This is a genomic window from Emticicia oligotrophica DSM 17448, assembly GCF_000263195.1.
GTDB classification, from domain to species: domain Bacteria; phylum Bacteroidota; class Bacteroidia; order Cytophagales; family Spirosomataceae; genus Emticicia; species Emticicia oligotrophica.
On record NC_018748.1, the window covers coordinates 4,721,853 to 4,735,076 of the forward strand.

15 protein-coding genes are annotated in these 13,224 nt (G+C 33.2%); 10 read left to right on the top strand and 5 right to left on the bottom strand.

Going from position 1 to position 13,224, the window contains the following annotated elements:
* Positions 1–10: 10 nt before the first annotated feature.
* The 3 genes from EMTOL_RS19555 to EMTOL_RS19565 all read left to right on the top strand — a co-directional run bounded on the left by EMTOL_RS19555 (position 11) and on the right by EMTOL_RS19565 (position 2,916).
* Complete coding sequence (locus tag EMTOL_RS19555) at positions 11–835, top strand: DUF1295 domain-containing protein (RefSeq protein WP_015031059.1); 825 nt, start codon at positions 11–13, stop codon at positions 833–835.
* A gap of 171 nt (positions 836–1,006) precedes the next feature.
* A complete protein-coding gene (locus EMTOL_RS19560) occupies positions 1,007–1,873 on the top strand; it encodes a transketolase (protein WP_015031060.1) in 867 nt (288 codons plus the stop codon).
* 86 nt (positions 1,874–1,959) lie between these two features.
* Positions 1,960–2,916: a transketolase family protein gene (locus tag EMTOL_RS19565; RefSeq protein ID WP_015031061.1), complete on the top strand. Its 957-nt coding sequence runs from the start codon at positions 1,960–1,962 to the stop codon at positions 2,914–2,916.
* A gap of 130 nt (positions 2,917–3,046) precedes the next feature.
* On the opposite strand, the gene EMTOL_RS19570 is transcribed toward EMTOL_RS19565, so the two are convergent.
* The gene (locus EMTOL_RS19570) at positions 3,047–3,376 is read right to left on the bottom strand and encodes a LytTR family DNA-binding domain-containing protein (RefSeq protein WP_052315413.1); all 330 of its coding nucleotides are present in this window, start codon (positions 3,374–3,376) and stop codon (positions 3,047–3,049) included.
* 177 nt (positions 3,377–3,553) lie between these two features.
* Between EMTOL_RS19570 and EMTOL_RS19575 the strand changes: the two genes are divergently transcribed.
* The 5 genes from EMTOL_RS19575 to EMTOL_RS19595 all read left to right on the top strand — a co-directional run bounded on the left by EMTOL_RS19575 (position 3,554) and on the right by EMTOL_RS19595 (position 7,631).
* A complete protein-coding gene (locus EMTOL_RS19575) occupies positions 3,554–4,114 on the top strand; it encodes an RNA polymerase sigma factor (RefSeq protein ID WP_015031063.1) in 561 nt (186 codons plus the stop codon).
* A 73-nt stretch (positions 4,115–4,187) separates the two neighbouring features.
* Entirely contained in the window at positions 4,188–4,889 is a 702-nt protein-coding gene (locus EMTOL_RS19580) for a hypothetical protein (RefSeq protein WP_041693688.1), read from the top strand.
* Positions 4,890–4,923: 34 nt separating this feature from the next.
* The gene (locus EMTOL_RS19585) at positions 4,924–5,367 is read left to right on the top strand and encodes a Spy/CpxP family protein refolding chaperone (RefSeq protein WP_015031065.1); all 444 of its coding nucleotides are present in this window, start codon (positions 4,924–4,926) and stop codon (positions 5,365–5,367) included.
* A 145-nt stretch (positions 5,368–5,512) separates the two neighbouring features.
* Positions 5,513–6,754 (top strand): pyridoxal phosphate-dependent aminotransferase, encoded by a 1,242-nt coding sequence (locus EMTOL_RS19590; RefSeq protein ID WP_015031066.1) that lies wholly within the window; start codon positions 5,513–5,515, stop codon positions 6,752–6,754.
* Between the two features lie 46 nt (positions 6,755–6,800).
* Positions 6,801–7,631 carry a CvfB family protein gene (locus tag EMTOL_RS19595; protein WP_015031067.1) on the top strand — a complete coding sequence of 277 codons (831 nt, stop codon included), beginning with the start codon at positions 6,801–6,803 and terminating at the stop codon, positions 7,629–7,631.
* A gap of 76 nt (positions 7,632–7,707) precedes the next feature.
* Here EMTOL_RS19595 and EMTOL_RS19600 read toward each other — a convergent pair whose 3' ends face one another.
* The 4 genes from EMTOL_RS19600 to EMTOL_RS19615 all read right to left on the bottom strand — a co-directional run bounded on the left by EMTOL_RS19600 (position 7,708) and on the right by EMTOL_RS19615 (position 11,868).
* Positions 7,708–8,112, bottom strand: a complete 405-nt coding sequence (locus EMTOL_RS19600) for an ExbD/TolR family protein (protein WP_015031068.1) — start codon at positions 8,110–8,112, stop codon at positions 7,708–7,710.
* Positions 8,113–8,160: 48 nt separating this feature from the next.
* Complete coding sequence (locus tag EMTOL_RS19605) at positions 8,161–8,835, bottom strand: MotA/TolQ/ExbB proton channel family protein (RefSeq protein WP_015031069.1); 675 nt, start codon at positions 8,833–8,835, stop codon at positions 8,161–8,163.
* Positions 8,836–8,934: 99 nt separating this feature from the next.
* Positions 8,935–10,419 (bottom strand): helix-turn-helix domain-containing protein, encoded by a 1,485-nt coding sequence (locus tag EMTOL_RS19610; RefSeq protein ID WP_015031070.1) that lies wholly within the window; start codon positions 10,417–10,419, stop codon positions 8,935–8,937.
* Positions 10,420–10,590: 171 nt separating this feature from the next.
* Complete coding sequence (locus tag EMTOL_RS19615; protein WP_015031071.1) at positions 10,591–11,868, bottom strand: aminotransferase class I/II-fold pyridoxal phosphate-dependent enzyme; 1,278 nt, start codon at positions 11,866–11,868, stop codon at positions 10,591–10,593.
* 173 nt (positions 11,869–12,041) lie between these two features.
* Here EMTOL_RS19615 and EMTOL_RS19620 point away from each other — a divergent pair, with 173 nt between their 5' ends.
* Positions 12,042–12,917, top strand: a complete 876-nt coding sequence (locus tag EMTOL_RS19620) for a hypothetical protein (protein WP_015031072.1) — start codon at positions 12,042–12,044, stop codon at positions 12,915–12,917.
* The gene (gene ytxJ, locus EMTOL_RS19625) at positions 12,881–13,216 is read left to right on the top strand and encodes a bacillithiol system redox-active protein YtxJ (protein ID WP_015031073.1); all 336 of its coding nucleotides are present in this window, start codon (positions 12,881–12,883) and stop codon (positions 13,214–13,216) included. Before EMTOL_RS19620 ends, ytxJ begins: the two co-directional genes overlap by 37 nt.
* The last annotated feature ends 8 nt before the right edge of the window (positions 13,217–13,224 follow it).

Below are 13,224 nucleotides of genomic sequence, written 5' to 3' on the forward strand. Positions count from 1 at the left end.
CATTTATAAAATGCTTAGAATTGTTTTATTCATTGCAATAATAGGTTTAGCTACCTTCCTTGGCATACAAAACACCCTTTTCCTTCAAGGTTTTGCTGTGCTAATGAGTTGTTTAACAATTCTTTGGATAATAAGTCTAGTTCTAGAAGATTCAAGTATCATTGATATCTTTTGGGGCTTAGGGTTTATCATAGTTGCGTGGTATTACAGACAACAACTTGCTCTTTCAGATATTCGCTCATTACTAATATGTTTACTGATTACTATTTGGGGCTTGAGATTAAGCCTCCACTTGGCAATTCGAAATATTGGAAAAGGAGAAGACTATCGCTATCAAACTTGGCGAACACAATATAATAAAAACTGGTGGTGGGTTTCCTTTCTGCGAGTGTTCCTGCTTCAAGGAATTTTACTCTGGATAATTTCATCAGTATATTTACCTGCAATGCAAGCAACAACTAATCTTTCACTTATTGATTATATTGGCATTGCTATTTGGGTAATTGGATTCTATTTTGAAGCGGTTGGAGATTGGCAATTAGTACAATTCAAGAAAAATAACAATAATAAAGGGCTGGTTTTGGATAAAGGATTATGGTCATTGACTCGACATCCAAATTACTTTGGCGATGCTCTCCTTTGGTGGGGATATTTTATTTTTGCAATTAATTCTAGTACCCTTGTTTTTATTTTTAGCCCATTACTCATGACTTTTTTACTAATGAAAGTTTCAGGAGTATCACTCTTAGAGCAGAAATTAAACGAGACCAAGGCTAATTATCATGAATATATGAATAAAGTACCTGCGTTTTTCCCTAGGTTTAATCAGAAATAATGCACATTTAATATAGATTTTAACAAAAACCTCATATTCATGAGGTTTTTGTGTTTCTAAACCAAGATGTATTGCTTACTTTTGTAAAATATTATACAAAACATTCCTTTTTTTATAATTTTCGTGTAGTTTTGTATTAATTGTATATTTGACACTTAATAATAACTTTAAATGCAAATCAAAGAGTTACAAGACGTCGCTTCGCAAGTTCGTCGAGACATCGTTAGAATGGTGCATGGCTGCCAATCAGGCCACCCAGGTGGTTCATTAGGTTGTACTGATTTATTAGTTGGATTATACTTTCAACAAATGAAAATCAATAACCGTAAAGGTAAAGGAGGCTTCCTTACTTTTAATATGGATGCAACTAACGAAGATTTATTTTTTCTTTCAAATGGCCATATTTCTCCAGTGTTTTATAGTGTTTTAGCACACCGAGGTTATTTTGACAAATCGGAATTGGCTACTTTTAGAAAAATTAATACTCGCTTACAAGGGCACCCAACCACGCACGAAAACCTTCCTGGTATTCGTATTGCATCTGGTTCATTGGGGCAAGGCTTGTCTGTTGCAATTGGTGCTGCATTAGCCAAAAGACTAAATGGTGAGAAAAACTTGGTTTATTGCTTAATGGGTGATGGTGAACAACAAGAAGGCCAAGTTTGGGAAGCGGCTCAGGCAGCTCCGCACCACAAAGTGGATAACCTTATTGCCATTATCGACTTAAATGGTCAACAAATTGATGGTCCAACTGAAAAAGTAATGTCGAACCGTGACCTTAAAGCTAAATATAAGGCTTTTGGATGGAACGTAATGGAGATTAAAGACGGTAATAATATGGAGCAAGTAATTGCTGGTTTGCGTAAAGCTAAGCGTTTATCGGGTAAAGGTCAACCAATCATGATTTTAATGAAAACTGAAATGGGTGCAGGTGTTGATTTTATGATGGGTAGCCACAAATGGCACGGTGTAGCTCCAAACGATGAGCAATTAGCAGCAGCATTAGCTCAATTGCCTGAAACTTTGGGAGATTATTGAGAGCAAACAAGTAAAATCCAAGGTTAATTATTTAAACTCTGAAAATCAAGCACTTGTGAATTTGTTTGATAAACGATATTAATACAATGACAAAATATACCTTCACCGAGAAAAAAGATACACGCTCTGGATTCGGAGCGGGAATGACCGAACTTGGTCGCACAAATCCAAATGTTGTTACGCTTTGTGCTGACTTAGTAGGTTCATTAAAAATTGATACATTCATCAAAGAAAACCCTGAACGTTTTATCCAATGTGGTATTGCAGAAGCAAACATGATTGGCTTAGCAGCAGGACTTACAATCGGGGGTAAAATTCCTTTCGCTACAACATTTGCCAATTTTGGTTCAAGCCGTGTGTATGACCAAATTCGCCAATCAGTAGCATATTCTGATAAAAATGTAAAAATCGCGGTTTCTCACGCAGGTCTTACATTAGGTGAAGATGGAGCAACTCACCAAATTCTTGAAGATTTAGCAATGATGCGTGCTTTGCCAAACATGACAGTAATCAATCCATGTGATTTTAATCAAACAAAAGCCGCAACTATTGCTGCAGCAGAACATCATGGACCTGTTTACTTAAGATTTGGCCGTCCGGTAGTGCCCGTTTTTACTGCTCCCGACCAAAAGTTTGAAATTGGTAAAGCATGGATGGTTTCAGAAGGAAAAGACGTAAGTATCTTCGCCACTGGTCACTTGGTATGGGAAGCAATCCAAGCGTGTGAAATCTTAGAAGCCAAAGGCATCAGTGCTGAGATTGTAAACATTCATACGATTAAACCTTTGGATGAAAAGGCTGTTTTAAAATCAGTTCGTAAAACTAAATGTGTGGTAACTTGCGAAGAACACCAAATGAATGGTGGTTTAGGAGATGCCATTGCACAAACGCTTGCTAAAAACTTCCTAGCTCCACAAGAATATGTAGCAGTTGATAATTCATTCGGTGAATCAGGTACGCCTGCACAATTAATGGATAAATATGGCCTAAATGCAGCTTCAATTGTAGAAAAAGCATTGAAAGTAATTGCAAGAAAAGCTTAAGTGAAATAAAAAATAAAAGTCTAAGCAACTAACATTTGCTTAGACTTTTTATTTGATTCAATTTACTGAGTAATTTTACTACTTTTTTTCCTGAAAAATACCAAACTTATAAATGGCTATAAATACTAGTTTAAATGGCTCTTTTATACTCAACAATACGCTTATAAATTTTAAATTTTCGACGAGAAACTAGTCCGCTCAAATTATTTTCTAAAGAAAAATGCCCTTCTTCAAAAGACTTTAAATAACTTAAATTTATAATATAGGACTTGTGTACTCTGGCGAAACTTTCAACTTCGGCTAATCTTTGTTCTAACTTTTTCAAGCAAGTAGCAACAACCACTTTATTTCCGTTACTTAAATATATTAATGAATAGTTAATATCTGCCTTAATCATTATTACCAAATGTGAAGGGATATATAAATGAGAGCCTAGGTGAATATTTTTATAAGTTTTCATGGCTAAAAAATACAACGTCATTTATTAATTAATATCAATCGAATTATTATTTGTAACCTTTGTTTTGCATTTTTTTAGTTTCGCTTTAATAAAAACTTGCTTTGACGATATTTCAAATTAAAATTTAAACTAATTGGTTATCAGATTGTCAAAGCATTAAATCTTTATCAATTCCAAATGATGCTATCCGATTCGGAATTACTATTACTTTTTCAAGATGAACTAAAGCGTCAAGAAGCATTTACCTTACTGATAAAAAAATATCAGCAGAAAATTTATTGGCACATTCGTAAAATGGTAATTGACCATGACGATGCCGATGATGTTGTACAAGATACGTTCATAAAAATTTGGCAAGGATTGCAGAATTTCCGTTCAGATTCACAACTATATACGTGGATTTATCGAATTGCGACTAACGAAAGTTTAAATTTTTTGCAAAAAAAACGTCGCCAAAACCATGTACCGTTAGAAAATCAAGACAGCCTTGATTTATTAGAAACACTTGAAAGTGCGATAACTCAAGATTATATTTCAGGTGATGAGATTCAAATCAAATTACAAAAAGCATTATTACTATTACCTGATAAACAGCGTTTGGTTTTTAATATGAAGTATTTTGATGATATGAAATATGAAGATATTTCTGAAATTACAGGTACATCTGTTGGAGCGTTGAAAGCATCTTACCATTTAGCTGTAAAAAAAATCGAAGAAACATTAAATGCTGAAAACTAATTTTTAATAAATATTTTTAAACCTTTACATAATAAGTTTGTCAAACTTGCGTTTTGCAGCTTATTTCAGAATTATGATTTCTTTAAATAAAATAGAAAAAGTAAATGTATTCAAAGTAGAAGACAACTATTTTGAACAATTGACTGCATCTATTAAAAGTAAGATTGAATCAAAAGGCTTGGAAAAATCCACGACGCCATTTTCAGTACCGAATGGTTATTTCGATAAACTTTCAATTAATATAATCAATAAAGTTCAAAGATTAGAACAGAAGGCCTTCAAAATAGAAGATTTAGAAAGAGTAAATGTATTCAAAGTGCCCGATAGCTATTTTGAAGGCCTTGAAACATTTACAAATTTTAATAGATTGGGTAAGGAGAATATATTCAAAGTACCAAATACCTATTTTGAACACCTAGAAGAACGAACAAACACAGTTGCTACTTCGCCTAAAATGATAAAAGTAAACTGGTGGAATTCAAGAAAAATAAAATGGTCTGCTGCTGCAAGTGTTATTTTAATGATGGGTCTTTGGTTGAGTGTACTATACTTTGGTAAGAAAAACACAGAAATTGCTTTAGAAAAAGTAAGTAATGAAGATATCAAAACTTACTTAGAAACCCAAGATTTGAGTTACTTTGAATATGAATCAAGCGTTAAAAGCACGCAAATGGTCCCTAAAGACAACGTTAATCAAGCACTTGAAGGCCTACGTGTAGATAAACAAGAAATTTTAGAGCATCTTGAAACACAAGATTTAGAAGTAGATATATAGTTAAATGTCCTACATATTTTAAGGTAAATAAACCATGAAAAAAATCTTAATCATATTATTACTCTTACCCTTTGTTGTGAAATCGCAGGTAAGACAAGGGCGAGATGAAGGAAGACGCTTTCAAAAAATCAATTCAGCCAAAATTGGTTTGATTACTGAAAAGCTCAATCTTACACCCGAACAAGCTCCTCAATTTTGGGCCATCTATAATGAATATGACAACAAAAAAATTGAATTGAGAAAAAATATTCGACGCTCCATGGAAGATGCAGTTTCTTTGGCGACAACCGATGATAAAATAATTGCAGCACAAAAACAAATTATCGCATTACGTCGTCGAGAAATTGATTTAGAAGAAGAATATATGAGTAAAATTCTTAAAACAATAACGCCAAGGCAGTTTTCAGAATTAAAACGAACAGAGATGAACTTTAATAAAATGCTTATTGAAAAACTTAATGACAAGGCAGATAATTAATAAGATTAACTCTTATTTTAATAAGAAGAAAGATTAAAAAGAATAGAAAGGTCAAATTCTGAATGATTTGACCTTTTTTATTTGGTAAAAAGTAAATAAAGCTTGATTTTTAACTAATTTTGTATTGAAATTTTTCCTACTGAATATGCAAAATACTATCAATAAAAGCAATCGTCTCAATAACTTGAGCTATGCCATTCGTGGACCAGTTTTCGAAAAAGCTCAACAATTAGAGGCGATGGGACAAAAAATCATCAATTTGAATATTGGCAACCCTGCCCCTTTCGGATTTGATGTGCCTGACGAGATTGTTCATGATATGATTATGAATATCAGAAATGCACAAGGATATGTACATCATTTGGGAATTTTTGCTGCTAGGAAGGCAATCATGCATTATACACAACAAATTGGTATTCAAGGAGTTACGATTGATGACATATTTATTGGCAACGGTGTAAGCGAATTAATCGTTATGACCATGCAAGCCTTATTGAATGATGGAGATGAAATTTTGATTCCTTCGCCAGATTATCCATTATGGACTACCTCTGTTGCTCTTTCTGGGGGAAAACCTGTACACTACATTTGTGATGAGGAGTCAGACTGGAACCCTGATTTAGATGATATTAGAAGAAAAATTACACGTAAGACCAAAGGTATTGTTGTAATTAATCCGAATAATCCAACTGGAGCCGTTTACGATAAAGATATTTTAGAAGGAATTATTAAAATCGCCGCAGAACACAATCTAATTGTATTTGCTGACGAAATTTATGATAAAATTCTTTTTGATGGTGCCAAACATATTCCTATGGGCTCATTAAGTGAAGATGTTTTTGTTATGACTTATGGCGGGCTATCAAAAAACTATCGTGCAACTGGGTTTCGTGGAGGTTGGGTTATATTAAGCGGTGCTACACACCGTGCTAAATCATTTGTGGAAGGTTTTACACTTTTAGCTAGCCTCCGACTATGTGCCAATGTGCCTGCTCAATATGCTATTCAAACTGCTTTAGGTGGGTATCAAAGTATCAATGACTTAGTTGCACCTACTGGCAGACTTTGTAAACAAAGAGACTTAATACACTATAAAATGACCGATATTCCGGGAATTACGTGTGTAAAGCCCAAAGGTGCCTTATATCTTTTTCCAAAGATTGACCTCAAAAAGTTTTCATTCAAAGATGATGAACAATTCGTTTACGACCTTCTTTGCGAACAAAAAGTTTTAGTTGTTTCAGGAACAGGATTCAACTATTTAAAACCAGACCATTTCCGAATTGTTTTCTTAGCGTCATCTGAAGAACTTGAGACCGCATCAGGAAGAATAAGGAATTTTTTAGACCATTCTCGTACGAGGATAGATGAGCTAGAACTGGTGTAAATTTTCATTTTTACTTCTTTCATTAGAAGGTAATTTACTAATTAAAATGCTCAATTTAGGAGAAAAAAATACATTAAAAATCTTACGTGGAACTGGCGTAGGAATGTTTTTAGGTGATGATGAAGGAAATGATGTTTTACTTCCTAAAAAATACATTCCTGAAGATGCGATTGTGGGTGATAATATTGAAGTATTCATTTATCGAGACTCTGAAGATAGAATCATTGCCACAACACTTGAACCTAAAATCAAACTTAACGAATTTGCTTTTTTAGAAGTAAAAGCAGTTACACCCGTAGGAGCTTTTCTAGATTGGGGATTAGAAAAAGATTTGCTTGTACCATTTCGTGAACAAAACCGAAAACTAGAAGTAGGAAAATCATGTGTGGTATTTCTTTACATTGATGAAGAAACTGATAGATTAGCAGCTTCGTGTAAAATAAATCGTTTCTTTGAAAAGGAAAATATTAACCTAAAAGTTGGAGAAGAGGTAGATTTATTAGTTTTTGAAGAAACCAATTTAGGGCTTAATGCCATAATAAATAACCAATATAAAGGTTTAATCTACGAAAACGAGATTTTTCAAAGAATCAAAGTAGGTAGTCGAGTAAAGGGATTTGTTAAAAATATTAGAGAAGATAATCGCATTGATCTCAGTTTACAAAAGCAAGGTTATGCCAATGTAGAACCAAATGCTGAGAGAATTCTTACAAAACTGAAAGCAAATAATGGTTTTTTGGATATTAATGATAAAAGTGATTCCAACTATATAATGTATCAGCTTGAAATGAGTAAGAAGACTTTTAAAAAAGCAATTGGTGCCCTTTATAAAGAAAAAATCATCAGAATTGAAGATGATGGTATTTATCTGAATTAATGCATGAAATTGTAGAATACAAAAAAGGACAAATAGAAATTTCTATTTGTCCTTTTTTGTTGACTTACTTCAAAAACTATTTGTTATTTAATTCGGTTGCCAAAACCATTCTTATTTTAAGTTTTGCCCCAAGCGACATCGCATCTACTAAATCCTGAACAGTTAAAGAGCTTTCTGCTCTTAAAACTACCGTTGGCTCTTCCATTCCTTGTACAGCGGCTAATAATTTTTCTTCAAGCTGTGGAAAAGGAATAGCTGTCGTATTAATATAATAAACCTTGTCTTTTGTAATTGTCAACGAAACGGGTTGTTTACTCACATCATGAGTAGATTTGGAAGATTTAGGCAATAATAATTTTATCACATTTGGGTTTCCTAATGTGGATATTATCAAGAAGAATAACAGCAAGAAAAACATAATATCATTTAATGATGCTGTTGATACTTCGGCTTCGAATCTTCTTTGTCTTCTAAATTTCATAAATTAATTCGTATTAAATTCCGCATGTTTGTAAATTCAGCAACCTAACTATCGAACAGGTTCGTTGAGTGTATCAAGGAAGTCCATTACGGTAGCCTGCAAATGAATACCAAATTTATCAATCATCATATTAATACCATGATAACCAATATAAGCTATTACCCCTACTACAAGACCCGTAAATGATGAAATCATCTTTTCATAGAGTCCATTAGCAATAATTTCTATTGTAAAGTTTCCAGTAGCAGCAATATCATAGAAAATACGAATAATACCAGAGATAGTGCCAATAAAACCTAAAATCGGAGCAATACCAGCAATCAAACCTAGATAACCCATATTTTTCTCCATTTTCGAAATTTCTAAATTTGATTGTATTTCCATCGCACTTTCAATGTCTTTCACTGGACGTCCAATTCTACTAATGCCTTTTTCTAAAATTCTTGCAATTGGCAGGTTCGTACTTTTACACAGCGTACGAGCGGTTGCTATATCTCCACGAAGAATTGAATCTTTAAGTGAACGAAGCAAGCCAAAGTCTATATTTGAAGCACCTTTAATAAATAAGTATCTTTCAATGATGTAAAAAATGGCTACGAATAATAAAAATAAGATAGGATATACTACAAATCCACCCTTTAGCAGAAGGCTTAAATAATTGATTGATTGAGCACTTGCAGCGGTAGCAGTAGAATCGACTTGAAGCAAAATAGTTTCGAACATATTGCGTATAGAAAATGTATGGTTCGGTAAATAAACTTTAAATTTATTAATTTTAGTATATAGTCATCTGATTTTTATTCAAATTTTAAGGAAACAACACTATGCTCCCATTGACTTCAGTGCTGCCTTCATATTTTCAAGTTGGCGTTTTCTTTGTAAAATAACAGGTGCAGCCACGCGTTCTTTACACTCAAATAAGCTACAACGCTCACAAGTTTGGTTTACTTCTCTAATTGGAATAGCTGGGTCAGCTAAGAATTTGAACTTACTCCTCAACTCATCATTTAATTCAAACCCCATCGTAACACTAATATTGATGTGCGAAATAATATTCAATGGTCGAGCCATTGACATTACGAAGTATTTGCTTTCAGAATCTACATAATTTGAAATTTGCACACCTACGAGTGGTTCTTTGTATTTATTAGTTTGTTGAAGATTCGATACTTCATCAAGAATATTTAAGCTAATCCAACGGCGGCAGTAATGTTCTTTTTGAGTTTCATGAGGCGTATGCTTTTTCGAAAGATGCATTTCTTTAGTCAGATGATAATCTTTCTGCCCCGAAGGAGATTCAAATCTCAAAAAGAAAATACCATCAATGCCAAAGTATTTTGGTAGCACATTACTTATTCGATGATAAAGTGTTTCTGGCGTAGCTTGAAAATAATCAGCCAATTCAACCATTGCCTTACTACTCCATACTTCTTGGTTAAAAACCTTTTCAAGTTTTTCAATCAGCTTTTCTTTTCTAATTAAAATTGCCCCTGCAAAATAAGATGCATTAAAATTATTCAAAACAGAATCGAAAGATTTCACTTCTACCCAAGATGAGGTATAAGGACGCTCTTTGATTTTCATGTACAAAAAGCCTAATTCTCTTCCGAGTGTAAAAGCACGTTGGTCAGAAGTAATTCGCTTATTTATTAGCAATGTATTAGTTTTTGGCAAGAAAACTGAACGAATATTTACAATATCTGGATAATCATCTTCATCAAAATATTTTATGGTATAACCATATTTATCTGTCAAAAGATTTGATAAATAATATTCATCTATTTGCTGCTCGGCGGGTATTTTTAATTCATTAAGAAAACGCTCAACCTCTTCTTCAATCTCGGGGAAATAATTATCATGCATTTCTTGGTATGAACGTAGAACCGCAAAATAAAACTGTTCGACCGACATATTATAACTCCTGCCAATCTCAATAATCGTACTAATAAAAGCACTTAATTTGGTAGGAGCATCCGAAAGTAATTCTAATAAATCGGCTGGAGAAATGCCAAAGATTTCAAAAGGAAGTTCAGTTAAAAAGTTAGACCGTAGTAATTCAGAAATTGGCTCAAGCTTTTTATTTAATTTAAGCGAAACAAGAGTATCGTAATCTACCCCCATTGCTTCTGCTAAAGCAATAATTTTATCTGATTTAGGGTATTTTTTTCCTTTTTCAATTTCGTTGATATAAGACATTGACAAACCTGACTTTTGGGCCAGTTCAGTCAATGACATGCCTTTATCGAGTCGAAGTTGTTTGAGTTTTAGGCCAAATACAAGGCGAATGTTATCAGTATTGAAGCTCATCAATGATTGTTATGTTCTTTGGTTTTTCTTAGGGTTGTAGCAGATTATTAGAAAAGTGTTAATTCGACAATAAAGGTAACAAAAAAGTGCAAATTTCAAGAACTATTCTTGAAAAAACACAAAAAAAGCGTTTGTTCGAAAACAAACGCTTTAATATTAGAAAGAAAGTGATTAGACTAAAACTCTTGATCTTTCATTTTGTCTGATATTTCTGAATGCCGTTTCTCTATTAAATACCCCTGATTTTTCTAATTCAAACATTACCTCAGCGGCGTTGTCAAGTAAACTTTCAATGTCATTCATTGACTGATGTAAAGAAAGGGTGACTCTAAAACCAGAGTGTTTGAGTGGTACACTTGGAAATGATGCAATACTCATAACAAAACCTCTATCCTGCATCTTTTCTCCAAATTGTGCCATTGCCTCTACATTTCCTAATACAATAAAACCAATTGGAGTATGTGAATTTGGATTAATCATTGGAATTTGCAAATCTTGAGCCTTCTGTTTGAAAAGCTTAATTCGCTCATTTAACATTGCCTGACGCTCATAAATTTCTACTGATAAATGAATATCAGCAATAGCCGATGCCGCCGTAATACCAGCATGCATTGTTGGCGATGAAAAAATAATCGGTAAACCTAAAGAATGTACCAAATCTTTCATTTCTTGGTTTGGAAATACCATGGCGGCATTAGTAGCTCCATATCCCTTATTAAGAGAACAGATTACAAAAAGCTTGTCATGTTTTGGAATGTGGTGTAAGGCATACCCTTTTCCGTTTTCACCCATCCAACTCATTCCATGGGCATCATCTACATATAGATTGAACTTTTCGTAGCTATCTAGTAAAAGTTTTAAATCAGAAAAAGGTGCAACATCACCATGCATTGAAAATACACTATCAGTCAAATACCAAACTTTGTTATATGATTCACTCAAAACTCTAATTCTTCTTTCTAGGTCATCCATTTGGTTATGACGTAAAACTTCAGTGTAAATACCACCTCCCTTTAGATATTGTACGGCCATATTAACTGATTTATGCACAAATTGGTCAGTTATAACTGCATCATTTGGTCCTACAATTAGCGGTAAATAGGCAAAGTGTCCTTGAGAGACATTATTAACTACCAAGCTTGGTAAACCATAAATCTGTTCAAGTTTATCTTCTAGGTCTAAAAAATGTTCAAAGGATACATAGGTTCTAGAAACCGAAGAAAATACACCATATTTTTCAATTCCTTGAATTGCTGCACTTTTTACACGAGCATCATTTTCGAATGCTAAATAACTATTTGTTAGAAAATTAATTAATTTTTTGCCTTTGAAATGAATGATGTTATTGGTGTGTTCATCTTTTTCAGATTCTAAGAACATTAGACCTCTTTCTTTCGCTTCTGCAAATAAATTATTTACATACATCAATTCTTTTGATATGATTTCCATTGTTGTTGGGTTTATTTGATTATTCAGTAGTACGTATAAAACCAAATTAAAAATTATGCCAAAAGCTTTACTTTCTTTTTTTTTTTTTCAATCAATAAAAATCATTAACTTTAGTCCCTGTAACCTAAACTTAAAATATCTAATAACTCGACAGAGTTATTACAATTCTATTAATGACTATCAATAAACTGATATCATTTATTATTCTTAGTTTGATTGGACTAACTGGCTATGGTTTGTACAATCAAAACACGGTATTAATACTGATAGGACACATTCTCACGCTACCCTCAATTGGCGTTTGGTATGGTTTCAAGCGAAACTGGAATACTTCCACAATAGATATTGCCACCTACCTTACATATTTTGTTGGCTCATTTTCAGATTCTATTATTCTAATCGGGCAAGAAATTGGTGAAATATTACAAATCCTAATAACACTTTGCATGCATTTAATCTTGATAGTGATTTTTAGGAAGGAGGGTACAAGGATATATTCCGACAGACTACAAGACTTACCAAAGCTTCTACCTATAATTGTAATCTTTATATTTTTTGGATTAGTAATGAGGCTGTCATTACCCGATGCACTTTATTTCATTTCAATTGTGTATGCCATTGTTGTAATGATATTGGTAGCTCATGGCTTATTTCGTGTTGCAAAGGGAAAAAGTTATTTTTGGGTTGCTGCGGGAGTTCTGCTTTTGATTATTAAAGATGTCTTATACTGCTATAACTTCTTTATCTACCAAAATACGATACGCCCTCTTTACGTAATTCAAAACTCGTTAAGTGGGGTTGTTTATTTCATGATTGCTATTGGCATAGCACAAAATCAAAGAAAAGCTACGATTGAGAGAAATGACCCTTTTTGGTTATTCGCAAAAAAATATTTTCATAGTTTGATTGACTACAAAGACATCATCAGTATTAAAAAGAAAACAACTCATTCAAAACGAGAAACTTTAATTCGCCCCCAAATGTTATTTAGTCAACTAATTAATATTTTTAAATGGATTGGAATAAGCTCTCAGAAGAAGCTCAGCTAGAAGAAATTAAAAAAGAATCATTTAATCAACCAGTTTTGATTCTAAAACATAGTACGACTTGTTCAATTAGTGCAACTGCATTGGCTAGATTAGAACGAGCATGGAAACCAGAAGAGGCAAAGAATTTAAAGCCTTACTACCTTGATTTATTAAAATTGCGACCTATTTCTAACAAAATCGCTCAGGAATTTGGCGTAGAGCACGAATCTCCACAAGTGCTAATCATTAAAGATGGTCAATCAATTTACGATGCCTCTCATTTCGATATAAGATTTGATGAAATCGTTAAACAATATTAACAAAAGAG